The organism is Sphingomonas sanguinis NBRC 13937 (assembly GCF_001591005.1).
In the GTDB taxonomy this organism is placed as follows: Bacteria; Pseudomonadota; Alphaproteobacteria; order Sphingomonadales; family Sphingomonadaceae; genus Sphingomonas; species Sphingomonas sanguinis.
Genome location: NZ_BCTY01000002.1, coordinates 1 through 26,148, shown reverse-complemented (window position 1 = coordinate 26,148; position 26,148 = coordinate 1). Strand labels below are relative to the sequence as shown.

Genomic DNA, 26,148 nt, shown 5'->3' with positions numbered 1-26,148 from the left:
AGGACATTTTATGGACGTAATGGCCCATACCGGCCTGCCTTCCCCGACCGGGGAAGAGCCCGAGACTCTTTCGTCCATGTACCGCCAGGTGCTGGAAATCCTGCGACTGCGCTGGCGCACGCTGGCGGCGACCTTCGTCACCATCGCGGTGCTGGGGACCGCCTATACGATGATGCTGACCCCGCGCTATCAGGCAACGGCGCGAGTAAAGATCGATCCGTCGAAGAGCGCGGCGCTGGGCCAGATCACCGATGCGGCCAGCTCGATCCCCGATCAGTCGGTGGTCGAGACCGAAGTCAGTGTCATGCGCTCGCACGATATCGCCGCGGCCGTGGTCGCGCGCGAGCATCTGCTCAACGATCCCGAATTCACCAAGGGGATGCCGCCGCTCGGAGCCCGGGCGACGCCGGCGCAGATCGCCGACCGTACCGAGGCCGTGGCACAGGCCGTGCTCGGCCGCATGTCGGCATCGCGGGAAAAGGCGACCTATATCGTCGAGGTCGGCTTCACCTCGACCAACCCGGAAAAGGCCGCGCGGATCGCCAACGCCTTTGCGGAGACCTATATCGACGCCAGCCTGACGCGGCGTAACGGCACCGCCAGCCGCCAGGCCGAGTTCCTTCAGAAGCGCCTGAGCAGCCTGAGCGCCCAGGCGACGGCGGCCGACGAGCGGCTGGCGTCCTATCGCGCGGCCAGCGGTGTGGTACAGACCGGCGGTGGCAGCACGAGCGTTATCGACCAGCAGATTGCCCCGCTCGCCGGGCAGTTGGCCACGGCCCAGTCGGATGCCGCCGCCGCCGCCTCCAAGGTTGCCGCGGCACGGGCGCAGATCCGCACCGGCGGTATCGACGCGGTATCGGCCGTCCTTGACTCCGAGGTCATCAAGAACCTGCGCAGCCAGCGTGCGCAGCTTCTCTCCGAACAGGGCGAGGTCTCGACCCGCTACGGCCCCAAGCATCCTGAGACGCAGCGTATCGCGCAGCAGATCCGCACCATCGATCAGCAGATCCTGGACGAGGCGAACCGCGTGATCGGTGGCCTGGAAAGCGAAGCCCGCGCCGCCTCGGCCCGTGCCGCCAGCCTGCAGGCCAATTTGAACGTCCTGCGCGGCCGTCAGGCCCAGACGACGCGCGCCTCGGCAATGGCTGAGACCTATGAGCGGCAGGCGGATTCGAGCAAGCAGGCCTATGACCGGCTGGCGCAACAGGCGCAGACCAGCGACCAGGCGGCTAGCAGTTCGCTGTCGCAGGCGCAGGTGATCGAGAACGCGACCCCGCCCAGCAGCCCCAGCAAGCCGAACAAGCGCATGCTGCTGGCCGCCACGTTCGTGGGTGCACTGCTCGCCGGGTTGGGCGTGGTCTGTCTTCAGGAGTTGACGTCGCGCGGGCTCCGCTCGATCGCCGATGTGCGGCGGCTGGGCCTGGACGTGCTGGCGACCGTGCCGCGTCTGGGGCGTGGTCACGCGGCCCCGGCCGACGAGGTGATCGCCAAACCGATGAGTTCGTTCGCCGAAGCCTATCGCGTCACCCGCCGTTCGCTGGCGTCGGCGTCGAGCGGACGACCGATGGTGGTCGCCATCACTTCGACCCTGCCCAACGAAGGCAAGACGACGAGCGCACTCTCGCTGGCGCGGATCATGGCGATGGCGGGGGAGAAGACCCTGTTGATCGACACCGATCTCCGTCGCGCGGGCTTGCGCGAGGCGACCGGCATCACACCCGAACGCGGGCTGGTCGAGCTGCTGCATGGCGACGTCACGCTGGCCGAGGCGGTGGTCGCGGATCAGGTTGAGGGCCTCGACCTCCTGCCGGTCGCGCAGGCCAATTACAGCCCGGAGGACCTGTTCAGCGGCGACGCGATGGCCGATCTGCTGACCCAGGTGCGTGGCTCCTATGACCGGATCGTGCTGGACTGCGCGCCGCTGCTCGGGGTCGCGGATGCCCGTACCGTGGCGATGCTGTCCGACGCGGTGCTGATGGTCATCAAGTGGAATGCCACGCCGCGCAATGCCATCGCGACCGGGCTGAACTGGCTGGCCCGCGACAAGGCGCCTGTTACGGGGGCGTTGCTGACCATGGTCGACCGCTCGGTCGAAGCTTACGGCGCGCTCTACTATTCCAAGAAATATGCCGAATATTATCGCGCCGAGTAACGACCAAGCTCCCGTTCCACGGGCGCGCGCCGCGTCGGCTGGCCCAACCGACGCGGCGACGCGTATCCTGTGCCTGTCGGTGCTCGGCGCGGCGCTGGCCTGGGCAGCGTCGGTCGGTGTCGCCGAATGGCGGGTGCAGAGCCTCGTCGCCGACCGCATGGCGCAGGCGAGCGGCCAGACCGTCTTCGCGGCGGCCGATCTGCTCGGGCATACCGAGCCGCTGCCGCCGCGCGGGGCCTTGTCGCGCGGGCTGATGAAGGCGACGGCGGCGTTCGGTTCGACGGGGGTGCTGCGTCGGTCGCTGATCGTGGCGGCTCGACGGGATATCGACCAGGCGCTTCATGCACGGCCGATATGGCCCGCCGCGCTCGTCGGCCAAGTCTTTCTCGATTATGTGGATGGCGGCGTGGCCAGCCCAGGCGCCCACCGTTCGCTGGCCGCCAGCTATCGCGCCGCGCCGTTTCTGCCCGAAGAGGGGGAATGGCGTGTCCGGTTCGGATTGGCCGCCTGGCCATGGCTGACCGCCGATGCGCGCCAGCATGTTCTGGACGAAGGCGTGTGGCAGGCAGAGCTGTCGCCGACCCGCTTCGAGGCCATGACCCAAGCGTTTCGTGAGACGCCGGCGGCTGCGGTCTTCCGTGCCCGATTGCTCCGCCATGGCGACCACACGCCGCCGTCCATGTCCTCGACCGCCCGGTCCGCGTCCTTCGCGGGCTAGGCGTGGCACCATCAGAGAGATGATCCGGTGAACGATATGTCGCCCCCTGCGCCGCGCCCCGAGCGGCCCAGTGCCTCGCGGCCGAGGGTGTCGGTCGTGATGGCATGCTATAATGTCGCGCGGCATCTGCCCGTGTCGATCGCCAGCCTGTTCGACCAGACGCTGGCGGACTGGGAATTGCTGGCAGTCGACGACGGCTCGGCCGACGACACGCTGGCGGTGCTTCACCGTTACGCGCAGACCGATCCGCGTATCCGCGTCCTGGCGATGGAACGCAATTCGGGGCCGAGTGCGGCGCGGAACCGCGCCTTGGACGAAGCGCGGGGTGAGTGGGTGACGATCCTCGACGCCGACGATCGCGTCTTGCCGGAGCGGCTGGCCCATATGGTCGGGGCGGCGGAGGCGGGATCGTTCGACATGGTGTGCGACGACCTGCTGTTCTACGACGAGGCCGCGGACTGCATCACCGGCCATGCCTTTACGCTGGCCTCGCCGCAGGAACCGCTCGATCTCGAACGCTTCGTCATGAGTGAACGGCCGCATTCGCCGTTCAACTATGGCTTTCTCAAGCCGCTGTTCGCTCGTTCCTTTCTGGAGACGCACGGCATCCGCTATTCGGAGGAAATCCGACTGGCGGAAGACTTCATGCTGGTCGCCGAACTGCTGTTGTGTGGCGCGCGGGCGGCGCTGCTGGACGAGGCGATGTATGTCTATACCACCCAGACCGGGGCAAGCAGCGGCCAGCAGTCGAGTGGCACGCGCACGAATTTCCGGCCGGAGATTCGCATCGAGCTCGCCGACACGCTGATCGCGCGATATCGTGACAGGGCGGACACGGCGCAGATGGCGATCCTGCATCGCTATCGCGGATGGCAGGTGATGTATGCCCATGCTCACCGGATGGGGCGGTATCGGCACGAACGCGATCATGGGCCGATGCTTCGTCTCGCTTTGAGGCATCCGCGCGCGGCATGGCATTACATGTCGTGCACCCGGTGGGGACGTCTGCTACGGCCGCGCGCATGATCGTCGCGGGATTGCTCGCGCATCCGGTGGCCCCTGGCCCTGTTTCGAGAGACGCTTCGACCGCGATGAACCGCCATGATTGACGCCCTGGACGACGAACGGTCGATCTTCGACCCGGTGAATACCCAGCTGCGCGCGCGGGTGGCCTCGGGCGTGTCGGTGACCGCCGCGCTGCAGGGCCTGCGTGTCGTGTTGCAGATGGGTTCGGTCGTGGTGTTGTCGCGGCTGCTGCTGCCCTCCGATTTCGGCGTCGTCGCGATGACCAGCCCGGTGTTGGGCTTCATGATGATCTTCCAGGACCTGGGGCTTAGCCAGGCGGCGGTCCAGCGCCGCATTCTGACCCAGCGTCAGGCGAGCACGCTCTATTGGCTGAACGTCGTGTTCGCGGCGGTGACCTGTATCGCGGCGCTGGCGATCAGCCCGGTCGTCGGCTGGTTCTATGGCGATCCGCGCGTCTTCCATCTGCTCGCAGCCTATGCGCCGCTGTTCTTCCTGTCGGGCTGCTATGCGCAGCACAGCGCGCTCCTGACCCGGCAGATGCGGTTCAGCCAGCTGGCGATCGTCGAGGGGGCGGCGGGGACGATCGGCTTCGTCGCCTCGCTGGTCGCGGCTTGGTTCCTGCGCAGCTATTGGGCGGTGTTCGTGCTGTCGCTGACCACAACGCTGGCGACGGGGGCGGGCATGATGCTGGCGACGCGCTGGCTGCCCTCGCGGCCACGGCGCGACCCGGACGGGCGCGACATGCTGCATTTCGGTGCCGGGGTGACGGGTGCCAATATCTTCAATTTCCTGTCGCGCAATCTGGACAATATCCTGATCGGCAAGGTCTGGGGCAGCGTCGCGCTGGGCCTGTACGACCGCGCCTATAAGCTGCTGCTGTTCCCGTTGCGCCAGGTCAACAACCCGATCCAGCGGGTCATGGAGCCTGCGCTGGCGGGTCTGGTCGACGAGCCGCGCCGCTATCGCCACGCCTATATGCGCGTGGTGCGGATGATGGCGCTGTTCACCACACCCGCCATCCTGGGCACGATGGTGTGTGCCGACTGGTTCGTCGATCTGGTCCTGGGATCGCGCTGGGCCGAGGTCGTGCCGATCTTTCGCGCGCTGGCTCTCGCCGGGCTGCTGGAGATTTTCGGCAGCACGCTGGGCTGGCTGATGATTACGCAGCGACGCTCGTCGGACCTGGCGACCTGGGCGCTCGTCAATACGACGGTGTGCATCATCTCCTTCGTGGCGGGACTGCCCTGGGGCCCGCTGGGTGTCGCGATCGCCTATTCGACGAGCGAGGTGCTGATCCGCACGCCTGCGGCATGCTGGTTTGTGGGGCGCAAGGGGCCGGTGTCGCGGTCCGACCTGTTCTGGCTGATCGCGCCCTTTGCCATGGCGTTGGCGGCCGCCGCCGGGGTGTTGCTGGTGTTTCGCGGGTTTTGGTCTGGGCCGACCTTGGTCGCCCTCGGGATCGGCTATGCCTTGGCTTTTGCCACGACCTGGGCGATCCTGGCGTTGTTCGGCGATGTCCGCGCGGCGTTGTTCGAGGTTGTTGGTTTTGCGCGGCAGCTGATCGGGGGCGGCTTGACGCGGTTGCGCAAGCGAACGGCCTGAGCGCCGCCCTTTACATATAGCGCGAGGTACGGCTGCCGATCAGCCCGGCGACACGCCCTACGGCATGCGCCACGTCCAGGCTCGCCCGCGCAGTACGCTTGGAGTTCAGCGATACCATGCCGAGCCCCAGCTTCGCGACGCTCGACACCAGCCCGCGCGCGGCACCGGTGACTTCGCGCCGGGTGCCGTCATGCAGGCGGCGCAGCTGCCCCATATAGGTGCCGGTGGTGTAGGCGCGACTGAGCAAGGCCTGGTTGGTCAGCCGGTCGGCGGGCGTCGGTTCCAGCACCAGCGCCTCGTCGCACCAGACCAGCGTGCCGCCTGCCCGCTGAGTCCGGCGGAACAGGTCATAATCCTCGCCGCCCGAGCCGTTGAAGCGAACGTCGAACAGCGGAAAGCCGAGCAGCCGCTCGACCCGGCGCGAGATGGCGAGGTTCTGTGTGGTCTGGAGTCGGTCGATCGGGCCGGTCGGATGGGTTTCCCGCCCGGCAAAATGGCTGACCCGCGCCAGCACGGGCGCGTCATCGGGGACCAGGCCGTCCACCGGTCCGCCGACCAGATCGCCCTGGAACCGCTCGCCACAGTCGATCAGCGCCTTGAGCCAGCCGGGCGTCACAATGCCGTCATCGTCGAGCATGACCAGCCAATCCCAGTCGGGCACCTGCTTGCCCGCCGCATGGATGATGGCGTTGCGGACATGGGATAGCCCGCGCTCGGGCACCGGCACATAATGGGTCGGCATGTCCTGTCGCCCCAGCACGATCTCGCGCGTCCGGTCCGAGCATTCATTGTCGGCGACCACGATCCGCAGGACTGCCGGTTCCGAGCGGACTTCCTCAATCAGGCTGTCGAGCAGCCGGGTGAGCAACGCCTGACGGTTGAACGTCGGAATCCCGATGACGATCGACTTCATGCCTGGCCTTCTGCCCCCTGAGCACGGACCGACCCGAAGCGGCTCGACGCCCTGTGCTGCCCAGCCGGTAGTGCCGCCATGGTGTCCATCACGCAATGCGCGAGTCACGACGTAAGCCTGCCCGTGACGCCGGAGTGTATCGCAGCGGGACCGAAACGGCGCGAATGTCGGTGCCGGTTGGCAAGCGTGGCCGGTGAATATGGCCATCCTGTACCGCAATGGGGCGACCGGCTGTCGGGCATGGACTTGGACGACGGACGCTGCAGGATTTTCGAAGAAGGGTGCGGTGGAGAACGGTCCGTCACTATGTTCAATATTTCAAATATTTGACCGGCCATAATCTTCCGGAATGAAATGAGAATGAAGCGAATGTTGATATTGTGAGGCGGCGTGCTTCATTGGGATGACAATGGTTTCATCAAAACATTAACTAGTATGTCGTGCACCCGATGATTAGTCGCCCGCTCGAGGTAAGGGGGCGCTATGATCTGGCTTGTTTGCACGACTGACAGTCGTGATGGCCTAAGTGAGCATTATCGGCGACTGGTGTCGTCTTTGCAGGTCGTTGCGGGGCAGGTCGATATGACCTTGTTCACCCTGTTTCAGCGACCCGGTGCGGAGGCGATGCCAGCTATTGCCGGGATGCCCGGCTTTGTCCGGCCGTTGATGAGCGATACCCGCCTTTCGCTGTCCCAGGCGCGAAACCGTATCCTGCGTGCCATCGCGGCGGAGGAAGGCTTCACGGAGGATTCGCTGATCCTGTTCCCGGACGATGATTGCTGGTTTACCGATGCCTATCTGCCCATCGTCGAGCAGATGTTCGCACAGGACCCGCAATTGCAATATTGGTTCTGCCGCTACGGATCGTCGCCCGCCGCCGACCTTGCGCTGTTCGGCGCGACGCGGCCAGCGCGGGCGAGCGACGTCGTGCGGCGCAGTTCGTCGATTACGCTGGTGATCCGTGGTTCACGAATGGCCCGAATCGGTCTGTTCGACGAGGGGCTGGGTGTCGGCAGTGCGCTGAATGGCGGCGAGGATACCGACTTCGCGGTCCGTCTTTATCGCTCGGGGGGCAAAGGGCTGGCCTGCCGTCACGCACTGATCGGGCATCGGGACTGGAATCCCGCCAACCGGGCACGCTATTTCGCGGGATCGGCGACCGTCCTCGCGCGCAATGCCTGGGCGAGCCCGGGGCTGGCAGGCGAGTATCTGCGCAAGATGATCTCGGGCCTGTCGCTGGTCGCGAGGGGCAAGCTGTCGCTGAGTGAATTCGCACTCGGCCTTCGCGCTATCCGGTGGCCGGGTATGCGGCCCGGTCCGCTGTCTCCCTCTCTGTCGCTGAAAGGCTGATCGCGATGCTGGGCGATACCATCATCATCAATTTTCATGGGATCGGCGAGCCGGAGCGACCGGTGCCCGACGACGAAAAACCCTATTGGATCAGCGAGGCTCTTTACGAGTCCATCCTCGACCGCATCGCCGACGCCCGCGATCGGCGTCGCTATCGGATCACGTTCGACGACGGGAATATGTCGGACGTGGACATCGGTCTGCCCGCGCTGCGCCGGCGCGGGTTGACGGCCACCTTCTTCGTGCTGGCCGGAATGTTGGAGGAGCGCGGGTTCCTCGACGCTGCGTCCGTTCGTACATTAGCGCGCGAGGGGATGGGCGTCGGCACGCACGGTCTGCACCATCCGGCCTGGCCCGATTGCGACGACGCCCGCCTGAATGCGGAACTGGACGACAGCTGTGCGATCCTGAGCGACCTGATCGCCGCGCCAGTCACCGAGGCCGCCATCCCCTTTGGCCGGTATGACCGGCGGGTAATTCAGGCACTGCGGCGACGGCCATTCCGGCATGTCTACACCAGCGATTGCGGCCTGGCCCGCTCCCGCGCCTGGTTGCAGCCGCGCACGTCGATCCGTTGCGATATGGACGAGGCGACGGTTGCCGCCGTCGTCGCGGGTCAGCGTTCCCTGCCGAAGCAGTTGCTGGATAGGGTGCGCGTGGCGGTCAAACGCCGCCGCTGACCTCTTTGTCGGCCGAGTGGTGCGTCAGTTGCGCCGCCCGTGCCGGATGTCGACCAGCCCCAGGTGCAGTGCGCGCTTCATGACGGACGGCGACGGATAGCGCGTGACCGCCGCGGCGAGATGACGCCACGCCTGGGCATGGCGGCCAGTTACGCGGACATGCTGCTCCGCCCGCTTCAGCTCGTGCATCGCCGCAATCCAGCGGTGCGGCGCGGCGGCGGGCAGGCCCGCGACGATCCGCGCGAACACCATCTCATGCCCGCGCAACAGCTTCTCGGCATCCCGCGACAGCTTGTTGTTCGCATCGAAAGTGTAATGGAGCAGCAATTCCTGCACCACGCGCAGCGGTCCGATCCCGGCGAGCTTCAGCCATAATTCCCAATCCTCGCAATTGGGCAGGTCCTCGGAAAAGCCGCCGACCGCACGGAAGGCGTCGGTGCGGACGAGCCCGGTCGAGGTGGATGCAAGCGTGTTCTCGATCTCCAGCAGGCGGCGTGTCACCACCGGAGGGGGCATCAACCGCCGCTCGGGCCGGCCCGCATAACGGTACAGGATGCCGCAAAAGATGCCGGGGCATTGGGGGTGGGCGGCGGCCAGCTCCATCTGCCGTTCGAGCTTGGTCGGCTCCCACTCGTCATCGGAATCGAGAAAGGCGAGATAGTCGCCCGTCGCCACCGCCGCACCGCTGTTACGCGCGACCGCCGCGCCGCCGCTGACCGGACGGCGGACCAAAACGAGCGTGTCGATCGTCTCGCAAAGTTGCTCCACCACGGCGGCGGTCTCGTCGGTCGAGCCGTCGTCGACGACGACGATCTGCTCGGCCGGACGCGTCTGGGCCAGGCAGGTTTCGATCGCGCGGCGGATCAGCGCGGGCCGGTTGCGAACCGGGATGATGATCGAGACGGTGGGGGAAGTGGCCATATGCCTGTTCGCCTTCTTTGTCAGGCCGCAGGGCCGGAATGCGGCGCCTGTCGCCACGCGGCGGCGGCGTCGCGTAGTGCCCGGCGGAAATCCCGAACCGGCATGGAGCGCATCGCGGTCAAGGCCGCGCCGACGGCTACCTTGCGCAGTGCGGCTTTGCGGCCGCCGGGTACGCTGCGCGCATGGCGGACGATCGTGACGAGCGCACCGCGATAATAACGTGCGCGCATGGCGGTGTTGCGGTCCCGGTGGCCGATCATGGCGGCATCGAGCATTTGGGAAACCCTGGCGGCGCGGAATGCGCGGATCGCGAAATCGGTGTCCTCAGCCGATCCCAACGGGGCACCGACGCCCAGCTCGGGATCGAATCCGCCGATCGCGTTCAGCACCCGGCCGCGTACCACGATGGTGTTCGACGAAGCCTCGCGCAGCACATCCTGCAGCACGGGCTGGCGCTCCCGTGCGGGGGCGACCGCAACCGGTGCGCTGCCATAGCGGCAGAACCAGAAGTCGAGTGTCGGCTGGGCTTGAAAGCGGTGGACGATATGCTCCAGCGCGCCGTCGGGATACCAGGCATCGTCGTCGGGAAAGGCGACCACCGCATCCGGTTCGACCGTCACCGACTCGATCAGCCGGTTGCGCGCGACCGACAAAGGCAGGTGGCCGGTCACTTCGCCGACCTCGACCCAAGGGGGCAGGTCGATCGAGCCGTCCTCGGCGCATTGACGCAGCAGCAGCAGGCGGACGGCCGCGCCGGTCGTGGTGCGAAAGCGCGCGACGGAGGCGATCATGCGTTGAAGCAGCTCGGTCCGGTCCCCCCGCCCGTCGGTGGTGGAGATAAGCAGGATGGGCGGATAGGCACCCGTGCGCTGATCGGCGGATTGAAGGTAGAGCGAAGAGGTCATGTCGGCCCCGTGCTATAGTCGCGCCGATGCGCCAGGATGCAGGCGACTGCGATGATCGTGGTCGCGGCGTAATTGGGGGCGAGGTAGACCGACTCGGTAAAGTTCTCGAGCACGATGTTCAGCACCAGCAGCAGCGCGGCCTCGGCATTGCCGTTCGACGGGCGCAGGATCATGCCGGTGAACGAGCGGACCAGCAGGTAGAGCATGACCACGACGACGAGCGTCAGGCCGACGAACCCGGAGCTCAGGAACACTTCGATAAAGCCGTTATGCGCCTCGGCAATTTCCCACATGCCCAGCCGCGCGAGCAGGCCGTTCTCACCGATATAATCCTGCCAGAAGGACAGATACCCATAGCCGAGCAGCGGGCGTTGCATACCGGCATTCCAGGTCAGCTCCCAAATCTCGGTGCGTCCGGTCAGGGTCGCGTCGCGACCGACCGATCCGCTCATCTCGGCCAGCAGGGTCGGGCCGACAAAGGCGACGAAGCCCGCCAGCAACGTGGCCATCACGACCAGCAACAGGCGAAGACCGGCATTCGGCGTCTGGGCCAGCACCGTGCGGTTCGCCACAAGCAGCATAGTGGGGACTAGGAACGCGATCATGCTGGTCGCCGACTGGCTGAGCACCAGCATGACCAGCCCCGCGAGAATGCACGCCACATATGGTGACCGGACCCAGGAACCGGGGCCGATCCGCACGGTCAGGACCAGGATGACCATGCAGCTAGACAGCGCATTGCCGAAGGGGTTCTTGTCACTGAGAATACCGCGCAACGCGCCCTTGTAGACGTCGCCATAACCGCCCGCGATCGTCGCCAGATGCGGAAACGCCGCCGAGAACAGCGCGCTCAGCACGATGAAACACACCGCCATCGACCTCAGTCGCGCCAGTCCCAGCGCCGACGGGCTTTCCAGAAAGACGGTCGTGGCGATCAGGCTCGCGAGCAGCAGCTGCGTCGCGCCGCGAATGCTGTCCCAAGGATAGGCAGACCATGCGACCGAGACGAACATCAGCGCGACGATCGCATAGGCCGCGGCATTTTCGCGGATCAGGGCACGGAAATCCGCCCCGCGATGGAGCGTGAGGACGATATAACCGCCCAGGGTTATCAGCATGGCATAGCGGGCGAGCGAGAAGTAGCGCGCGCCCGCCGACTGCGCGGCGTCCAGCTGATATTGGCCGCCGGTATAGAGCCAGAGGAATGCACCCAGCTGCAATAGGAACGCGATCCATAATAGGCCGCGAAAACGCCGCTCGCGCGGGCTGAGCGACGGGCTGCCCCGCATCGCAGCGAAGGGGCCGGGCGGCGTTGCGGCCGAGGGGATCAGCGCTGGGCTGGTCATGCGCGGCCTAACTTCCGGGCATCAGAGCGCCGATCAGCCATGTTGCAGCGACGGTTCGGCCATGTCGTCAACAACCGGCTTGGGGGCGTCGACCGAGCGGAAGCGGCCATAATGACCGACCTCGATATCCCGACGGACGATCTGTGCCGGATTACCCGCCACGATACAGCGGGGCGGCACGTCCTTGGTCACCACGGCGCCGGCCGCGACGATCGACTCGTCGCCGATGCGGATGCCGGGCATGATGATGCTCTTCGCCCCGATGAAGCAGTGACGACCGATCACGGTGTCGACATACATGCCGCGCGTCATATCGTGGGTCAGGATGGCCGCACCGAACGCGACATAGGTCCGTTCGCCGATATGCATCCCACGCGGATAGGTGCGGTCGAACTTGGCCGTCATCGACATGCGCACCGTGGGGTGCAGCGACATGCCCCAGACCCGATTATAGTAATAGATACGGGCGCGGATCAGCGCGCGTTGCAGCCACAGGAACTTGTTCAGACTGGCCATAGACTGTTTAGCCGGCACGCGGACACGGAATTCTGCCCCAACGATGCCTACCCCCTTGCTGCACTGCCATAACGATCCGGGGTGCGTGCGAAAAGCAACGATCCCGCACCCGACAGGGCCAATATGGGTCAGGTGGCCGTCATATTGGGCTTGCGCCACAGTTTGCGGAGCTCCGTGGCCAAGGTCCCGTCGTCGACAGGCATCTTGCGCACGAAGAAACAGGGGCTGGTGCCGTGGATGCCATCCAGACGGAAATTCGGATCGGCGAACAGCGCCAGATGCGTCTCGTTCAGCACTTCGGGACTGGCGCTGCGGCGGCTCCAATCGGCCCAGGTCAGCGCACAGCCGATCGGCCGCCGGGTCAGTCCCGAACTGAGCAGTGTCTGGAAGAACATCTCGTCCGGGCATCGTGCCGACCGGAATAACCCCAGGCTGGGGTGACCGCTGTCGACGAAATCGAGAATGGCGCGGCCCGCATCGGCCGAGATCACCCACCAACTGCCGCCGGTATGGAGCGTCAGCCCTTTCAATCGTCGGTGAACGGCGCGGTCGGGCAGCAGGCGAAGCACGCGATTGAGCAGGCGGATCGCGCGGGCCTTGCCGCTGCCGCCTCGCTCGCCACCCTCGACGAAACGCTTGGAAATGCGGCTCCACGGCTTCTTCAACGCGACCGAAGGGAAGGGGGCCGTGTCGACATGCTCCTGCCCGCTCGCGTGCAGATAGGCGAGCAGCGTCTCGGGCGAGGACAGGGGATAGTCCGCCCCGCTCAGCAGCGCGAGATGGGTGAGGCCTGGCGCGTCGCGGAGCGCACGGCGCATCAGGTTGAGCGTCGCCTGGACCTGCGACCATCCACCCCAATGCACATCGACCCGATCGTCGACGAAGGTCGCGCGCGGGCCGATCGCGGTCTCGAACGGCGTCAGGGGGGCCTTGCGGTCGATGTGAATCCAGGTGCGCGCGACTGGCGAATGGAGCGCCTCGACCAGGCGCAGGAGCTGTGCGGGGTTCGCATGGGCCTGGATGAGGTAACCGATCACATGCCAATCCTTGCTCGCGCGGCCGTGTACACAAGGCATTACCGGCCCGGCGGGCAGGACGCCGCCGCTTGTCGACCAAGCCCTATCGATCGGTTGCACGGCGACGCAAGAGCCCAGCGGGAGAGGGTGCCCCGCAGTGGAACGGTCGGACGGTGGAGATCGGGTCGAAAAATAGAAGCGAACAGAGCGTTAACCTTCGCGCGAAAGCGTCCGGTGAGGGGGGCAGGGCAAAACGATTGCACACAATCGAAATGGAAGAGCCCCATCATGCGTCGGATGCTGCCTACGCTTCTGTCATGCGCCATGCTCAATGCCTGTGGAGGCGGGTCGGCGACCACCGGCGGGCCATCCTCGGTCACGGTTGTCACCGCCCCGGCAGAAGTCGTGCCAACGCCCACGCCCACCGCCACACCGACGCCCACCCCCGCGACGGCCGACACGACGACCTTCGCCCAGACTGAGGCGATTTCGGCGATCCCTGTTGGCGACGTGCTGCGCTGGGCTCCGCCGACGCTGACTAAGGAGAAGGTCGTCGATCTGCGCTCCGTCGCGCATCTCGAGGCGTCGTACAAATTCCCCTATGACCAGGACCTGCGCATCCTGCTGCCGACCAACCGGGCGGTGGAGGAGCCGTTGCAGATCATCGGGGGCCGCAACATCGTGCTGATGGGCGGCGAAATCCATGTTCCCTCGGTCAAGCCCTATGCGGCAAGCACATCTTTCGCGAAGGGGGACATGGTCGTCCTGTCGACGGGTTCGTTCGCGATGTACCAGGCCGTGACCGGCGGCAAGACGGGCGCATCCTCGACGCCGTCGGGCACCGGCAGCTCGATCGCGGACGGGACGGTGACATGGCGCTATGTCGGCCTACATCCGCGCGCCGCGCTGAAATTCTCGGGCCAGCCGAGCGGCAGCACGACCTTCATCGAAGGGGTGAAGATCGACCTCGCGCAATCCTATGGCTATGATGCGATCGAGATCGGCGGCTGGGATCAGGCGACGCCGGGGCCGGACTATACGATTCAGAATGTCCGCCTGCTGGGCGCGATGTCGACGACCAGCGGCCTGCACGCCGATCTGGTCCAATTCTATGGATCGTGCCGCAACCTGCGCATCGACAAGCTGACCGGCACCTCGCAATATCAGGGGCTGTTCCTGTCACCGCAGCATCTGCTGGGCAGCGTGGAGCTGCACCGCGTCGACCTGCGCTATATCGATCCGACGGCGCAGAGCGGCTATCTGCTCTGGCTGTTCGACGACCAGAACCAGAAGCGCCAGCCGGTCCTGCTCGACCAGGTCTATGTCGGCACCAGCAGCTGGTCGTACAAGGCAGGGATGGTGCAGGAACAGGTCGTCTGGCCCGCCAGCAACAAGATTCCGTGGAACAAGCTGGGCGGCGCGGTCCTGAAGGGCAATGTCCTGACCTGGCCGACCATCCCGGAGATCAGCGGATCGGCGCTGGTCGGCCAGCCCTTGGTCGGGCAGTTCGTCCGCGAGGGGGCGGCGGGGCTGAACTATCGTTCGCCGGGGTATCGGGGGCTGTAACGCGTATCGACGGCCCGACGTATCGCCCGCCCCCAGGGCAGGCCGATCAACACCGTCGTCAAACCGGCCATGGCGGGCACGTCGAGCGTGATGTCGACCATCGCACAGGCCAGGACCAGCGCCGTGGCGACCATCATCGCGCGGAGCAATGGATCGGCGCGCTTCGCATCGCGGTGCCGATGGATATCGAGGAGGATCGCCGCCATCGTCGCCATCGTCACCAGAAGATAGGGCACGCCGCCTTCCAGCAGCAGCGCCAGGACCTCGTCATGCGCGGAATGGACATACCATAGCAGATTGGCCTGCTCGGCGGTGCGCAGGCTCATCAGATTGACCTCGTCAAAGCTGAGCGGGCCATAGCCCCAGAGCCAGGATTTCGCGGCCAGCGCGGCATAATGGCGCCATATTTCGACGCGGGTGACCGCATCGGTCGAGGTCATCGTCATCCGATCCATCGTGACGTCGCCGATCGTCAGCGCCAGCATGATAAGGACGAACCCTGTGACCGCGAGCAGCGCGAGCCCTTTGGGACGAAGCAGTCGCCGTCGCAGCAGCGGATCGCGCCCCGCGACGAAAGCCAGCCCGATGACGAGCAGCAACAGCGCGGTGCGCGAGCCGGTGATGAAGCAGGCGCCGGTGCCCATGGTCAGGCCGAGCATCGCGGCGATGCGCGCAACCACGCCGCTGTCGCGATCCTCACCGCTTTCGCGCATCAGGGTCAGCCAGCGGCCAAGGCCGAGCAACGCGATAACCCCGAACAGGCAACCCGTGGCATTGGCGTTGAGCGAAGTGCCGGTGAAGCGGTCGACCAGAATGCCTTTGTCGACGCCCCAAACATGGCCGGGGTCGATCCCACGCAGGATCAGGCCGGTGGCGATCTGGATCAGTCCGATCAGCACGATCCATCCGATGGCGATCCGCATCAATCCCCGCCGATAGCCGATCCACGCCGATGCCAGCAGCAGGGCGAGAAGGCCGATCGCTCGGACCACGCCGGGCGCGACCAGATCGGGCGCGACGGCGTGTCCCGGCAGCGCGTGGAGCGCAATCCAGACGATAGTGGCCAGCGCCAAAATCAGAACGGGTGCGGCCGCGCGCCAGAAGGCGGCGGGCGGCGCGAGCAGGACCAGGGCGGCTATCGCCACGGCCATTTGTCCCGCCGCCGCCAGCAGCGCGAGCAACGGTCCGTTCGCGCCGAACGCCAGTTGCTCGGCCGTCAACAGGCTCGCCAGCAGGATCGCGGCCGCCCGTGTCCGCGCCGATCCCCATTCCGTCCTGAACTGTCCTTCGCCTATCCGCTCCATCCCATGGATCTAGCGCGGTTTGTTAGGCTGTGCGACGGCCTTGCCGGAGCAGGGATTCTCGAAACAGGGCAGGTCGGGACGCCGATCGACCGCGCCCCGTCCCGTATCAACGCGCGGTCAGCGTCGCGATCTTCGGCTTGGCGGCGATGACCGGCGCGGCCGCCGCCTGTTGCGCCGCCGATCCGGGGTGCGTTCCATCGGCGCTGTTCGAGGTCGACACTATGGACCCAGCGGCGTGCGCCTTGCGCGCGGCATAATAAGGTGTCCTGACCGTATAGCTGCCATCGCCATTGTTCACGACCGATACCGCCTGCGACGCGATCTCGTTATTCGGGCTGCCGGGCTCGAACACCAGATATTCCCCCGGCCTGGGCGCGACCGTGGCGCTCACCCGTATCCCGGTGCCGGAGATGTCGGTCCCCGCCGCCAGTGCGGCGGTCAGCGTCCCCCCGCCGGACGCCGCCAGCGGTGTCTGTTTCCATTTCGGCACGCCCGTGCCGTCCTCCGCCGCCTGATAGGCCGGACGAAGATCGACTGCGAGGGCCAGCGGCGCGGGGCGGGTCATGATCCAGTCGTTGACGGTCTGGAGCGGCGACTGGCTGCCAAGCCCGTTGCCCGTCTGTGCCGAAAGCGTGGTCCGGCCGCTGGTCGTGTCGGCGGTGCGCGGCGTGATCGTCGACTGGATGATGGGCACGCCGGGAAAGGTCTTGGCCAGGAAGCTCCACCAGGCCGTGGCCCGCGCTTCCATGTCCGCGACCGCCGTATCGGGCGGCGTGCCTTCCGGATAATACATGGATGAAAAGTCGTTGCGCAGCCCCTGGCTCCAGATGGCCGAGAAGGGCCATACCTGCCGACCGTTCAACACGTTGCGGATATGGGAGAGCAGGGCGTAGCGCAGGCCGAAGCGGCCTACGGACAAATCCATGAAATCGGCCATCTGCGCGCCGTGATGCCCGAAATTGCCCACCCCGAAACGGCCAGTCGTCGCATCATCATCAAGCCCCCGTGTGACGCCGCCGACCATCCCACGCGGGCTGGCGAGTTGGGGCAAGTCGTCCTGCTGGGTGATGCTGTCGCCGATCTCCAGGACCGAAGGCTGCCGTGTCCAGGGGATGAGGACCGCCATGGGCGAATAACCATTGGTCGTGTTCGCCGCGAGTCCGACATTCGCGATCGAGCCGCCCGCCGCATAGGACGGGTTCGCCGTCGCCAGATGCCGCCGCACCTCGCCCAGCTGGCCCATGCTGGTGAAACCGCGCGGACGCGCGGCTCCCATCGCGGTGCTGATCGAGGTTCGCAGGAATCCGCCGGGCCAGGGCGTCGGCACGGGATCGCTGATGACGAAGCCGCCATCGCCGATCACGACACCGCCCGCCCCGCCAAAGGTCAGCGCGATGCGGGTGCCGGTGCCGTTCGCCCCGGTGAACGCGACGACATAATCCAGCATGTTCGTATTGCCCGGCCGCAGCTCACGCGCACTTCCGGCGGGGCGCGAACTGGGATCGAGCCCGAAATTGGTGAAGACCACGCGCCAGCCCGCCGGTTGCGGCGTCAGATAGAGGTCCGACAGCTCGGTCAGCCGGTTCGCGTCCGACGCCTGCATGCGATAGAGATCGGCCCCGGCGGTGCGGAAGGACGAGGTGCCGAACATCCAGGCCGGGCCGGTCGGCGTGCCCGCCGGTTGCCCATTGGCGATGGGCCCCGGAGTGGTGACGACGACTTGTGCGGCGACGGGCGCGGTGACGACGGCCGCCCATGCGGCGATGGCGATCCACAGCCGCCGCATCACGGCACCCGCGCGAGCGTGGCGACGCACTCGGTCGAGCCGGTCGGCAGGACCACGTCGACGATCGCCTGACTGCCCAGGGTAACGGACGTCGCACCCCCCGCCGCATCGCTGCTCCCCCTGGTCAGCAGCGTCAGCATCGTCACCCCGTCCGGCCCGCGATAGCGCAGCGCCAACGTCCCGCCATTATAGGATCCGCAGGTCTGACCGAAGATATAGGTGCCGCCGTAAACCGTCTGCGCCGGTGCCGCGCTGTTGGCGACGGCGAGCGTCAGATTTTCCTGCTTGGCCGCGACTGGCAAGGGCGCCGCCGGGCCGACGGGCACGCAACTGCCATCCGACTGTCGCACGCACGGCGCGGAGCCGGGGGCATAGCCGCCAGGAAACTGCACCGAGCTGCCCGTGGTCTGGGCGGCTCCCGGCACGGCCCAGGTTAATATCGTGGCGGTCAGCACCGCCCATCGCATCCTCCGAATCATTGCTGCTCCCTCCCGAATGTCGGCACCCTCATGTTCCACCTTCGTTCCTGTAGGACAGGGGTAATGGGGCGGTGCCGCGAGGTCGGCGCATTTTGTTGGACGCGCACGGCGGGAAAGCCTTCCCTGAATGGCACAAACTGATTGGTGCCCTGGTCTTGCCGCCCGACGCACCGCCTTGTCGATGATCGACCCGGTGGTAAGGAAACGACCTGCCAGCGGGGGCGGACGGGGAGAAGGGTCATCGGCAAGCAGCGCATCGTCATCTACGACATCGTGTCGCAGGCGCCGTACAGCGCCGCCTCGCTGGGGGATGCCAGCGTCGGCATCGGCGGTGCGGAAAATACCGTGATCCATATCGCGACCGGATTGGCGAAAGTCCATGACGTCACCGTCCTGCAAAGCGCGCGGCAGGGTGGCGACCGGATCGAGGACGGCGGCGTTACCTGGGCCTCGACCGAGGATGCCGAAGGCCCGGTCACCGCGGCGGATGTCATCATCCTGCAGCGCAAGTCGCAGCCGCTGGTCCGCCTCGCGCGCTGGAATCGCCGCGCGCGCTATATCGTGTGGATGCACGACTGGCAGCCGGTCGAGGACCGCTCGGTCCGCGGCGGACGCTGGAAACGCGGCCTCAAGGCCGAAGCGCGCAGTCTCGTCGCGCGAGCACTCGGCGTGCAGTGGATCGGCGTCTCGCGGGCGCATGTCGGCAATATCCGCGCCTTCCTGGCCGCCGATCGCCTGACCAGCAGCGCGCGCGAGGCGGGGCGTGTCGGCTTCATCTACAATCCCGTCGTCATCGGGGCGGCCCCCGCCGATACCGCTTACGACCGGAACCGCCTGGTCTTCTTCAGCGCGGCCTGGAAGGGTCTGGACCTGGTGCTGAAGGCGTTTGCGGCGGTCCGCTCGGCGATGCCCGACATGGAATTGCGCGTGGCCAGCCCCGCTTATGATTTGGGCGAGGGCCAGCGTCAGGAGGGCGTCGTGATGCTCGGCCCGCTGGCGCAGGATCGTGTCTTCGCCGAAGTTCAACAGGCGCTCTGCGTCTTCTATCCCGCTGACCGGGTGCCGGAGACTTTCGGTCTGGTCTTTGCCGAAAGCCATGCCCTGGGCACGCCGGTGCTCGCGCATGACTTCGGCGCGGCGACCGAGTTGCTGGGCCCCGACGAGCGCATGGACGTGACCGACACCCAGGCGGTGGTCGAGCGGGTTCGCGCCTGGCGGAACGGTGGAAGGCCAAAGGTGAAGGCGCATGACGCCTGCGATCTCAACCCGGTCGTCGACCAGTGGCTGGCGCTCATCGCCGCTGGTCCGAAAGCGCCCCCGCCGGGCCGATAGTTCTTCCGGTCTAAGGTCTGGCGCGGCGTCTCGGGCGGAAATCCGCTATGCCGCGATGAATGCCCGCAGCCGGTCGACCAGCGCGGTGCGGTTGGCGCTCTGTTCCAGCTGAAAGGGCGTCAGGTCGGGCGTGGTGAGCAGCGCCTCCAACTCTTCGTCGGTGTGTGCGATATGGATGCCGGGCCGGTCGCACAGCGCGGCGACGGTGGCCAGCTGGTGCTCGTTGCGATGCTCGCCCAGGCTGGCGCGGCGCGGATAGAGAATGATCGGCTTGCCCGCGCGGCCCGCGCTCAGGATGCTGCCGATGCCCGCATGACCGACGATCACGCTCGCCTCTCGGACGAAACGATCGAAGGTCACCGGGTCGAGATGTTCGTGCCGATCCAGATGCGGCCGCGTGTCGGTATCGCCGCAGGTCTGGGCGACGATGCGAAGGCCGCGCCGTCCGGCGATGGCATCCAGCGCGCCGACAAAGCGTGGGAAGGGCAATTGGGTGCCGACCGTCGCGAAGATCACAGCACCGACCCCGCATAGCCCGCGCCCGAGCGCTCGGCGACAAACGGCCATTGCGACAGCCACAGATCGGCATGCGCCTTGGCCTTTTGCCCGGCCATGGACAGTTCCTCGGCATTGGCGATGCTGTCCACCCAGATCGTCTTCACGCCGAACCTCCGCCCGATCGCAAGCGCCAGGAAGCCGGGCAGCGCGCCGGTGCTGACGATCACCTGCGGGCGAACCCGCGCCATCACGCGCAGCAGGTCGAGGACACAGAACACCGCCGACATCGGGCTGTTGCGGTTGCAGTCGTGGATCACGCGCACGCCCGCGATCCCGGCGCGTTCGCCCAGGCCCTTCATCGTCGTGGCAAAGCTGATGTCATGGCCGACAAAGGCATCGCGCAGCAGCAGCATCTGCTCCCAATGACCGCCGCCCGACGCGACCGCCAATATCCTTTTGCGCGTGTCAGCCAATGTTCGTTCCCCCGTGAAGCCGAGGCCATATCCCGCCGCACCGGCACCCACAATCGTCCAGCATCGCGAGCGCGCATCGAAACGGTACAGCTTGGCGTGAGGACAGAGAGCATGGCGCCCTTTGGTCACCAGTACGGCTTGACAGTCACCATGACGGCCCGTTAGAGCGCCCAAGTCCCGGTTTTCCGCCGGTTTGCGGGTGTAGCTCAATGGTAGAGCAGGAGCTTCCCAAGCTCACGACGAGGGTTCGATTCCCTTCACCCGCTCCATCAAAATCTCCCATATCGCAATCGTTTAGGTTCTTGGGTCACGTCGTTACCCGACGATGCTCTGCCCCATGGACAGGCGCTTGCCGTTGGTGACGATCACCCGGTCGCCGAGATGCGTCGCGGCGAACAGCTTGCGGGCGAAGCCGGTCGGTACGCCGACACAACCATGGGTGGCATTGCCATAGCGCACGTCGCTGGCATGAATGGCCACCCCGTCATTGGTCAGGCGCAGCATATAGGGCATCGGCGCGTCGTACAGGTTCGACACATGATCCGCATCCTTTTGCAGGATAGGAAAGACACCGAGCGGGGTCGGCATATTGTCCGCGCCGTAAATGATCGCGGCGGTCCCGATTTCATAGCCGTCGCGGAAGATCGACACGACCTGCGCCGCCAGGTCGACCGTGATGACCACCGGGCCGTCGGGCGCCCCGCTTTCGTCCCAGACATAATCGCCGTGGCTCAGCGGTTTCTTCAGGTCGAGGATGCGGCGGACGACGAAGTGCGCAGGGGTAGGCGAGGGGCTTGGTGCGGCGACCGGCGGAGGGGGCGCGGCCGCGGCGGTCATGCGCGGCCGGGAGGGAGGGGCCTTGGTCGAAACAGGTGCTTGGCGGCTGTCCCGCAGGGTCAGCCAGGCACCGCCGCCCAGGGCCGCGAGGAGGATCGATCCCGCAAGGAACTGCAAAGCCCGCATTTGCACCGTTCCTAGCTGACGGGGCTGAACGAAGCGTTAGCGGATCTCGACCGTGACATGGCCGAGCGCAGCCATGCCCGCCAGCCTTTGGTGCATCTCGGCGCTGGTCGGCTGGACGCCGATCCCCTCGATCGACAGGACCACCGCATGGGCAGTCGGTCCGATCCGCCAGATATGGAAGTCGTGGATACGCGTGTCGCCCGGCCTCTCGATCCGCTCGCGCACCTCGGCGGCGAGCTTGGGGTCGGCGGCGTCGAGAAGGACGGTCGACGCCTGCTTCATCAGCCCGACCGACCAGTTGGCGATGACGACTGCGCCAAGCAGGCCCACCGCGGGGTCGAGCCAGACCCAGCCCAGATAACGCCCCGCGACCAGCGCCAGGATCGCCATGACCGAGGTCAGCGCATCGGCCAGCACATGGATATAGGCCGCGCGCATGTTGGTGTCGCCGCCATGCGGGTCATGGCTGTGGCCGTAATCATGATGGTGATGGTCGTCAGAATGGCCGTGGCTGTGCCCATGGCTATGTCCGTGATCATGCCCATGGCCATGACCCAGCATATAGGCGCTGACGAGGTTGATGAGCAGGCCGAGCACCGCCACGAAGATCGCATCGCGAAACGCCACGGGCTGCGGATCGCTGAGCCGCGTAATCGATTCGTACGCGATGCCCAGCGACACCAGCCCGAGCACCATCGCCGATCCGAACCCGGCCAGCTCGCCGACCTTGCCGGTGCCCCAGCTGTAGCGCGGATTGGCGACATGCTTTTTCGCATAGGAATAGGCGATGGCCGCGATGCCCAGCGCGCCGACATGCGTTGCCATGTGGAATCCGTCGGCCAGCAGCGCCATCGAGCCGGTGAAGTAGCCCGCGACGATCTCGGCCACCATCATGCCCGCCGACAACCACACCACGGCGCGCGTGCGCCGGGCATTCTCGTCATGGGCATGGCCCAGATAATCATGGCTATGGATCGTCACTCTGGTCGTCCTCGGCAGGCGTTCGACGGGATTTAGCGGAAATGGCGGCGGAGCAGCTTGGCAAGTTCGGCGGCGGCGGCGGTGCGTTCCTCGTCGGACAGGCCGGGGGCCGCGACATGGGCGTGAAGATGATCCTCGACCAGCTCGTCCATCAGGCCCGCCACCGCGCCACGCACCGCCGCGACCAAGTGCAGCGTCTCGGCGCAATCGGCATCGGCAACGACCGATCGCTCGATGGCTGCGACCTGTCCCGCGATCCGGCGGACGCGGGCGATGATCTTGTCCTTGCTGGTGGTAACATGCGCCATAACGCATAGGGGTATAGGGTATATTGGCGATCCAATCAAGACGCGGCTTGCCGGGCGGATACCGCATCGGCCATCAGGGGGGGGCTTAAGTAGAGTAAAAGGGGCGGACGGATGCGGGGATGGATGGGTTGGATCGTGGCGGCGGCCATGACGGGGGCGGCGAGCCCCGCTTCGGCAGCGACGATCCTGTTCGTCGGCAACAGCTTCACCTTCGGCGCGAACTCGCCAGTCATGCGCTATCGCCCTGATCTGGTTCGCGACCTCAATCGCGAGGGGATCGGCGGCGTCCCGGCGCTGTTCAAGACCTTTGCCGAGGAGACGGGGCAGGATTGGACGGTCAGCCTGGAGACGGCGGGCGGCCGCGACCTGGCCTATCATTACGAGCAGAAACGGCGCGAGATCGACGGACGCTGGGATGTCGTCATCCTGCAGGGTTACAGCACCCTCGATCCGCAGCGGCCCGGCGATCCGGTGCGCCATGCCGAGGCGGCGGGCGCTCTGGCCGGGATGTTCCGCCAAGCCAATCCGCGCGTCCGGGTCGAACTCGTGTCGACCTGGAGCCGTGCCGACCTGACCTATCGCACCGCCAGCCCCTGGCGCGGCAAGCCGATCACAGCGATGGCGGACGATGTGGCGGCGGGCAATGCTTATGCGTTGCGGCGATATCCCACCATCTCGGGCGCGATCCCGGTGGGTCGTGCGTGGAACCGCGCCTGGGCCGAGCGGATCGCCGATCCCAATCCCTATGACGGCATCGCCTTCGGTCAAATCGATCTGTGGACCTGGGATCAGTATCACGCCAGCGCCGCCGGTTATTATCTGGAGGCGCTTGTGATCTTCGGTCGGGTTACCGGTTATGACGTGCGGCGGCTGGGCGAGCAGGAGCGGGCGGGACGCGATCTCGGGCTGGAGCCCAGGGCGATGGCGCGGCTTCAGGCGATCGCCCATGCCGAGGTGATCGGCGTCACGCCGTAACGATCGCGCCGTTCTGCACGGTGACGGGCCAGGGCGTCAGCCGCTGGCCCCGACACGGTCCGCCCAGGCACATGCCGTCCTCCACCCCGAAGATCGCGCCGTGCCACGAACAGGCGATCCGCTGTCGATCGGGGGTTAGATAGGCGTCGAGTTCCTGCGCCAGCGGAAGTCCCATATGCGGGCAGCGGTCGACATAGCCATGCACCGCATCACCCTGTCGGACGATGAAGCCGTGGAAGCGCCCGGCGCGCATCTGCAATACGAAGTTACGCGCCGCGCCGTCCGCAATGGTGTCGAGCGGCCCCAGCTCGATCCCGGCGGGGGTGGCGGTCAGACGTTCATCGCTCATCCGGCATCGCCCTGTGCTTCCGGCGCGGCCTCGGGCACTCGCTCGCGTAGGCGGTTGGCGGCGGCGATCAGCTTGGGAAAGGGCGTCAGGTCCACCGCGAACCGCTCGGCATTATAGACCTGCGGCAGGATGTGGCAGTCGGCTAGCGTCGGACGGTCGCCATAGGCATAGCCCGCGCCATGCCGCGCGATCAGCGTTTCCAGCGCGTCGAAGCCCTCGGTGACCCAGCGGCCGATCCAGTGGCGGATCGCGGCCTCATCGGCGTGCAACTCCTCGCGCAAATGCGTCAGGACGCGCAGATTGTTGATCGGATGAATATCGCAGGCGACGATCGCGGCCATGGCGCGAACCGTCGCCCGCCCGGCGCTGTCCTCCGGGAGCAGCGGCGGATCGGTATAGCGTTCCTCGATCCATTCGAGGATTGCCGGGCTCTGGATCAGCACGCCGTCCGACGTCTCCAGCGCCGGGACCAGACCTTGTGGTTGCAGCGCGCGAAAGGCTTCGGTGCGCTGCGCCCCGGTGCGCAGGTCATGGGCGATGCTGTCATAGGACAGTCCCTTCAACCCCAGGGCCAGCCGCACGCGATAGGCGGCACTCGACCGCCAATAGCCGTGGAGCGTCAGGCTCATGGCAGCCGGGCCTTGGGAAAATCCTTCCACACCGCATCATAATCGAGCTGCGCATGGGTGAGCGCGTGGCCGGTCGGGCGATACGGCCAGCAGCTCTCGACCATGAAGGCCATGGTGCCTTCGATCCGATGGGGCTTGAGGTCGGCGTTGCTGGCGCCCTGCCAGCTCGCGAGGTCGGGGCCATGGCCCGCCATCAGATTGTGGAGCGACAGGCCGCCGGGGCGGAAGCCTTCCGCCTTGGCATCGTATGCGCCGGTGATAAGGCCCATCGCCTCCGACATGACGTTGCGGTGGAACCAGGGCGGACGGAACGTATCCTCCGCCACCATCCAGCGCGGCGGAAAGAGCACGAGGTCGGCATTGGCCCGGCCCGGCACGTCGCTGGGCGAGGTCAGCAGGGTGAAGATCGAGGGGTCGGGATGGTCGAAGCTGACCGTATTGATCGTGTTGAAGTGCGACAGGTCATAGCGCCACGGCGTCAGATTGCCGTGCCACGCCACCACGTCTAGCGGGCTGTGGTCGAGCGTCATCGTCCATAGCGAGCCGAGGAATTTCTGCACGACCTGGGTCGGCTCGTCGCGATCCTCGAACCAGGCGACTGGGGTCTCGAAATCGCGGGGGTTGCCGAGGCCATTCGCGCCGATGGGGCCCAGGTCGGGCAGGCGGAACAGGCTGCCATGGTTTTCCGCGACATAGCCCGCCGCTTCGCCATCGGGCAGCTCGACGCGGAACCGCACGCCGCGTGGGACCAGCGCGATCTGGCCCGGTGCGATGTCGATCCGGCCAAGCTCGGTCAGGATCGTCAGGCGGCCCGATTGCGGCAGAAAGACCAGTTCGCCGTCCGCGTCGACGAAGACCCGTTCCATGCTGCGGTTGCAGGCATAGACATGGACGGCGACTCCCTCCAGATCGGCCGGATCGCGGTTGACGAGCATCGTCGTCATGCCGTCGATCCAGTCGGTCCCCGCCAGCGTCATCGGCGCGGGGTCCCAGCGCAGGCGATTGGGGGGCAGGGGGCTGTCGCTGATGCCTGGGGCAAAGCGGGCTGCTCCGTCGTATCGCTCATAAGGCGGATGCTCGGCGGTCGGACGCAGGCGGTAAAGCCAGGAGCGGCGGTTTTCATGGCGCGGTGCGGTGAAGGCGGTGCCGGAAAGTTGCTCCGCGTACAGGCCATAGGCCGGGCGCTGCGGCGAGTTGCGGCCTATGGGGAGGGCGCCGGGCACCGCCTCGGTGGCGACGTGGTTGCCGAAGCCGGGGATGTAGGATGTCGTCATCTCTTTTCCTTTCCTCTTCTCGCACCATCTTCCTCCCCTGGCAGGGGAGGTGGCAGGCCGCAGGCCTGACGGAGGGGTGTCGCCCT

At 66.5% G+C, this 26,148-nt stretch carries 26 protein-coding genes and 1 tRNA gene; 10 read left to right on the top strand and 17 right to left on the bottom strand.

Annotation, left to right across the window (positions count from 1 at the left end):
* Nucleotides 1-10 precede the first annotated feature (10 nt).
* From SSA01S_RS01690 to SSA01S_RS01675, 4 genes are all read left to right on the top strand, one after another.
* Nucleotides 11-2,152 carry a GumC family protein gene (locus SSA01S_RS01690; protein WP_082794872.1) on the top strand — a complete coding sequence of 714 codons (2,142 nt, stop codon included), beginning with the start codon at nt 11-13 and terminating at the stop codon, nt 2,150-2,152.
* Complete coding sequence (locus tag SSA01S_RS01685; RefSeq protein WP_156477622.1) at nt 2,127-2,870, top strand: hypothetical protein; 744 nt, start codon at nt 2,127-2,129, stop codon at nt 2,868-2,870. Before SSA01S_RS01690 ends, SSA01S_RS01685 begins: the two co-directional genes overlap by 26 nt.
* Before the next feature lie 36 nt (nt 2,871-2,906).
* Nucleotides 2,907-3,896: a glycosyltransferase gene (locus tag SSA01S_RS01680; protein ID WP_240954798.1), complete on the top strand. Its 990-nt coding sequence runs from the start codon at nt 2,907-2,909 to the stop codon at nt 3,894-3,896.
* A 75-nt stretch (nt 3,897-3,971) separates the two neighbouring features.
* On the top strand, nt 3,972-5,498 hold the full coding sequence (locus SSA01S_RS01675) for a lipopolysaccharide biosynthesis protein (RefSeq protein WP_061778939.1): 1,527 nt from the start codon (nt 3,972-3,974) through the stop codon (nt 5,496-5,498).
* A gap of 10 nt (nt 5,499-5,508) precedes the next feature.
* On the opposite strand, the gene SSA01S_RS01670 is transcribed toward SSA01S_RS01675, so the two are convergent.
* Nucleotides 5,509-6,411: a glycosyltransferase family 2 protein gene (locus tag SSA01S_RS01670; protein WP_061778938.1), complete on the bottom strand. Its 903-nt coding sequence runs from the start codon at nt 6,409-6,411 to the stop codon at nt 5,509-5,511.
* A 483-nt stretch (nt 6,412-6,894) separates the two neighbouring features.
* On the opposite strand from SSA01S_RS01670, the gene SSA01S_RS01665 reads away from it, so the two are divergent.
* Together SSA01S_RS01665 and SSA01S_RS01660 are read left to right on the top strand one after the other, a co-directional pair.
* Nucleotides 6,895-7,761, top strand: a complete 867-nt coding sequence (locus SSA01S_RS01665; RefSeq protein WP_156477621.1) for a glycosyltransferase family 2 protein — start codon at nt 6,895-6,897, stop codon at nt 7,759-7,761.
* Between the two features lie 5 nt (nt 7,762-7,766).
* Nucleotides 7,767-8,441 (top strand): polysaccharide deacetylase family protein, encoded by a 675-nt coding sequence (locus tag SSA01S_RS01660; RefSeq protein WP_061778936.1) that lies wholly within the window; start codon nt 7,767-7,769, stop codon nt 8,439-8,441.
* Nucleotides 8,442-8,465: 24 nt separating this feature from the next.
* On the opposite strand, the gene SSA01S_RS01655 is transcribed toward SSA01S_RS01660, so the two are convergent.
* From SSA01S_RS01655 to SSA01S_RS01635, 5 genes are all read right to left on the bottom strand, one after another.
* Entirely contained in the window at nt 8,466-9,362 is an 897-nt protein-coding gene (locus tag SSA01S_RS01655) for a glycosyltransferase family 2 protein (RefSeq protein ID WP_156477620.1), read from the bottom strand.
* Between the two features lie 20 nt (nt 9,363-9,382).
* On the bottom strand, nt 9,383-10,267 hold the full coding sequence (locus SSA01S_RS01650) for a glycosyltransferase family 2 protein (RefSeq protein ID WP_061778934.1): 885 nt from the start codon (nt 10,265-10,267) through the stop codon (nt 9,383-9,385).
* Nucleotides 10,264-11,613 (bottom strand): O-antigen ligase family protein, encoded by a 1,350-nt coding sequence (locus SSA01S_RS01645; RefSeq protein ID WP_061778933.1) that lies wholly within the window; start codon nt 11,611-11,613, stop codon nt 10,264-10,266. The genes SSA01S_RS01650 and SSA01S_RS01645 overlap by 4 nt, the downstream gene beginning before the upstream one ends.
* 33 nt (nt 11,614-11,646) lie before the next feature.
* A complete protein-coding gene (locus SSA01S_RS01640) occupies nt 11,647-12,129 on the bottom strand; it encodes an acyltransferase (protein WP_061778932.1) in 483 nt (160 codons plus the stop codon).
* 128 nt (nt 12,130-12,257) lie between these two features.
* Nucleotides 12,258-13,166: a beta-1,6-N-acetylglucosaminyltransferase gene (locus SSA01S_RS01635; RefSeq protein WP_061778931.1), complete on the bottom strand. Its 909-nt coding sequence runs from the start codon at nt 13,164-13,166 to the stop codon at nt 12,258-12,260.
* Between the two features lie 276 nt (nt 13,167-13,442).
* Between SSA01S_RS01635 and SSA01S_RS01630 the strand changes: the two genes are divergently transcribed.
* Nucleotides 13,443-14,711, top strand: a complete 1,269-nt coding sequence (locus SSA01S_RS01630) for a hypothetical protein (RefSeq protein ID WP_156477619.1) — start codon at nt 13,443-13,445, stop codon at nt 14,709-14,711.
* Here the strand turns inward: SSA01S_RS01630 and SSA01S_RS01625 are convergent.
* From SSA01S_RS01625 to SSA01S_RS01615, 3 genes are all read right to left on the bottom strand, one after another.
* Nucleotides 14,681-16,015, bottom strand: coding sequence for an O-antigen ligase family protein (locus tag SSA01S_RS01625; protein ID WP_061778929.1), 1,335 nt, complete (start codon nt 16,013-16,015; stop codon nt 14,681-14,683). The genes SSA01S_RS01630 and SSA01S_RS01625 overlap by 31 nt on opposite strands.
* Nucleotides 16,016-16,121: 106 nt before the next feature.
* On the bottom strand, nt 16,122-17,831 hold the full coding sequence (locus SSA01S_RS01620) for a hypothetical protein (protein ID WP_061778928.1): 1,710 nt from the start codon (nt 17,829-17,831) through the stop codon (nt 16,122-16,124).
* Nucleotides 17,801-18,280 (bottom strand): hypothetical protein, encoded by a 480-nt coding sequence (locus SSA01S_RS01615; protein WP_061778927.1) that lies wholly within the window; start codon nt 18,278-18,280, stop codon nt 17,801-17,803. The genes SSA01S_RS01620 and SSA01S_RS01615 overlap by 31 nt, the downstream gene beginning before the upstream one ends.
* Before the next feature lie 144 nt (nt 18,281-18,424).
* Between SSA01S_RS01615 and SSA01S_RS01610 the strand changes: the two genes are divergently transcribed.
* Nucleotides 18,425-19,612, top strand: coding sequence for a glycosyltransferase family 4 protein (locus SSA01S_RS01610; protein ID WP_167348877.1), 1,188 nt, complete (start codon nt 18,425-18,427; stop codon nt 19,610-19,612).
* A 45-nt stretch (nt 19,613-19,657) separates the two neighbouring features.
* On the opposite strand, the gene SSA01S_RS01605 is transcribed toward SSA01S_RS01610, so the two are convergent.
* On the bottom strand, nt 19,658-20,128 hold the full coding sequence (locus SSA01S_RS01605; protein ID WP_061778925.1) for a glycosyltransferase: 471 nt from the start codon (nt 20,126-20,128) through the stop codon (nt 19,658-19,660).
* On the bottom strand, nt 20,125-20,583 hold the full coding sequence (locus tag SSA01S_RS01600) for a glycosyltransferase family 28 protein (protein ID WP_058716588.1): 459 nt from the start codon (nt 20,581-20,583) through the stop codon (nt 20,125-20,127). Before SSA01S_RS01600 ends, SSA01S_RS01605 begins: the two co-directional genes overlap by 4 nt.
* A gap of 195 nt (nt 20,584-20,778) precedes the next feature.
* On the opposite strand from SSA01S_RS01600, the gene SSA01S_RS01595 reads away from it, so the two are divergent.
* A tRNA-Gly gene (locus tag SSA01S_RS01595) sits at nt 20,779-20,852 on the top strand.
* A 46-nt stretch (nt 20,853-20,898) separates the two neighbouring features.
* Here the strand turns inward: SSA01S_RS01595 and SSA01S_RS01590 are convergent.
* From SSA01S_RS01590 to SSA01S_RS01580, 3 genes are read right to left on the bottom strand one after another with little or no spacing between them, the layout of a single operon-like run.
* Nucleotides 20,899-21,546: a L,D-transpeptidase family protein gene (locus tag SSA01S_RS01590; protein WP_061778924.1), complete on the bottom strand. Its 648-nt coding sequence runs from the start codon at nt 21,544-21,546 to the stop codon at nt 20,899-20,901.
* A gap of 36 nt (nt 21,547-21,582) precedes the next feature.
* Nucleotides 21,583-22,527: a CDF family Co(II)/Ni(II) efflux transporter DmeF gene (gene dmeF, locus SSA01S_RS01585; RefSeq protein WP_156477617.1), complete on the bottom strand. Its 945-nt coding sequence runs from the start codon at nt 22,525-22,527 to the stop codon at nt 21,583-21,585.
* A 32-nt stretch (nt 22,528-22,559) separates the two neighbouring features.
* Entirely contained in the window at nt 22,560-22,835 is a 276-nt protein-coding gene (locus SSA01S_RS01580; RefSeq protein WP_061779077.1) for a metal/formaldehyde-sensitive transcriptional repressor, read from the bottom strand.
* Nucleotides 22,836-22,946: 111 nt separating this feature from the next.
* Here SSA01S_RS01580 and SSA01S_RS01575 point away from each other — a divergent pair, with 111 nt between their 5' ends.
* Entirely contained in the window at nt 22,947-23,810 is an 864-nt protein-coding gene (locus SSA01S_RS01575) for a hypothetical protein (RefSeq protein ID WP_061778923.1), read from the top strand.
* Here the strand turns inward: SSA01S_RS01575 and SSA01S_RS01570 are convergent.
* The 3 genes from SSA01S_RS01570 to hmgA are packed head-to-tail and all read right to left on the bottom strand — an operon-like array spanning nt 23,800 to nt 26,062.
* Nucleotides 23,800-24,159, bottom strand: coding sequence for a Rieske (2Fe-2S) protein (locus SSA01S_RS01570; protein WP_061778922.1), 360 nt, complete (start codon nt 24,157-24,159; stop codon nt 23,800-23,802). The two genes, SSA01S_RS01575 and SSA01S_RS01570, sit on opposite strands and share 11 nt — an antisense overlap.
* Complete coding sequence (gene maiA, locus SSA01S_RS01565; protein ID WP_061778921.1) at nt 24,156-24,788, bottom strand: maleylacetoacetate isomerase; 633 nt, start codon at nt 24,786-24,788, stop codon at nt 24,156-24,158. Before maiA ends, SSA01S_RS01570 begins: the two co-directional genes overlap by 4 nt.
* On the bottom strand, nt 24,785-26,062 hold the full coding sequence (hmgA, locus tag SSA01S_RS01560; protein WP_061778920.1) for a homogentisate 1,2-dioxygenase: 1,278 nt from the start codon (nt 26,060-26,062) through the stop codon (nt 24,785-24,787). Before hmgA ends, maiA begins: the two co-directional genes overlap by 4 nt.
* Between the last annotated feature and the right edge of the window lie 86 nt (nt 26,063-26,148).

What these genes read in the sequence shown, in the direction of transcription:
- SSA01S_RS01675 (WP_061778939.1), top strand. Translation starts at nt 3,972, where the DNA reads ATGATTGACGCCCTGGACGACGAACGGTCGATCTTCGACCCGGTGAAT.
- SSA01S_RS01660 (WP_061778936.1), top strand. Translation starts at nt 7,767, where the DNA reads ATGCTGGGCGATACCATCATCATCAATTTTCATGGGATCGGCGAGCCG.
- hmgA (WP_061778920.1), bottom strand. Translation starts at nt 26,062, where the DNA reads ATGACGACATCCTACATCCCCGGCTTCGGCAACCACGTCGCCACCGAG.
- SSA01S_RS01575 (WP_061778923.1), top strand. Translation starts at nt 22,947, where the DNA reads ATGCGGGGATGGATGGGTTGGATCGTGGCGGCGGCCATGACGGGGGCG.
- SSA01S_RS01630 (WP_156477619.1), top strand. Translation starts at nt 13,443, where the DNA reads ATGCTGCCTACGCTTCTGTCATGCGCCATGCTCAATGCCTGTGGAGGC.
- SSA01S_RS01650 (WP_061778934.1), bottom strand. Translation starts at nt 10,267, where the DNA reads ATGACCTCTTCGCTCTACCTTCAATCCGCCGATCAGCGCACGGGTGCC.
- SSA01S_RS01570 (WP_061778922.1), bottom strand. Translation starts at nt 24,159, where the DNA reads ATGAGCGATGAACGTCTGACCGCCACCCCCGCCGGGATCGAGCTGGGG.
- SSA01S_RS01640 (WP_061778932.1), bottom strand. Translation starts at nt 12,129, where the DNA reads ATGGCCAGTCTGAACAAGTTCCTGTGGCTGCAACGCGCGCTGATCCGC.
- SSA01S_RS01580 (WP_061779077.1), bottom strand. Translation starts at nt 22,835, where the DNA reads ATGGCGCATGTTACCACCAGCAAGGACAAGATCATCGCCCGCGTCCGC.
- SSA01S_RS01590 (WP_061778924.1), bottom strand. Translation starts at nt 21,546, where the DNA reads ATGCGGGCTTTGCAGTTCCTTGCGGGATCGATCCTCCTCGCGGCCCTG.
- SSA01S_RS01665 (WP_156477621.1), top strand. Translation starts at nt 6,895, where the DNA reads ATGATCTGGCTTGTTTGCACGACTGACAGTCGTGATGGCCTAAGTGAG.
- SSA01S_RS01655 (WP_156477620.1), bottom strand. Translation starts at nt 9,362, where the DNA reads ATGGCCACTTCCCCCACCGTCTCGATCATCATCCCGGTTCGCAACCGG.
- SSA01S_RS01680 (WP_240954798.1), top strand. Translation starts at nt 2,907, where the DNA reads ATGTCGCCCCCTGCGCCGCGCCCCGAGCGGCCCAGTGCCTCGCGGCCG.
- SSA01S_RS01625 (WP_061778929.1), bottom strand. Translation starts at nt 16,015, where the DNA reads ATGGAGCGGATAGGCGAAGGACAGTTCAGGACGGAATGGGGATCGGCG.
- SSA01S_RS01645 (WP_061778933.1), bottom strand. Translation starts at nt 11,613, where the DNA reads ATGACCAGCCCAGCGCTGATCCCCTCGGCCGCAACGCCGCCCGGCCCC.
- SSA01S_RS01685 (WP_156477622.1), top strand. Translation starts at nt 2,127, where the DNA reads ATGCCGAATATTATCGCGCCGAGTAACGACCAAGCTCCCGTTCCACGG.
- SSA01S_RS01690 (WP_082794872.1), top strand. Translation starts at nt 11, where the DNA reads ATGGACGTAATGGCCCATACCGGCCTGCCTTCCCCGACCGGGGAAGAG.
- SSA01S_RS01615 (WP_061778927.1), bottom strand. Translation starts at nt 18,280, where the DNA reads ATGATTCGGAGGATGCGATGGGCGGTGCTGACCGCCACGATATTAACC.
- SSA01S_RS01670 (WP_061778938.1), bottom strand. Translation starts at nt 6,411, where the DNA reads ATGAAGTCGATCGTCATCGGGATTCCGACGTTCAACCGTCAGGCGTTG.
- maiA (WP_061778921.1), bottom strand. Translation starts at nt 24,788, where the DNA reads ATGAGCCTGACGCTCCACGGCTATTGGCGGTCGAGTGCCGCCTATCGC.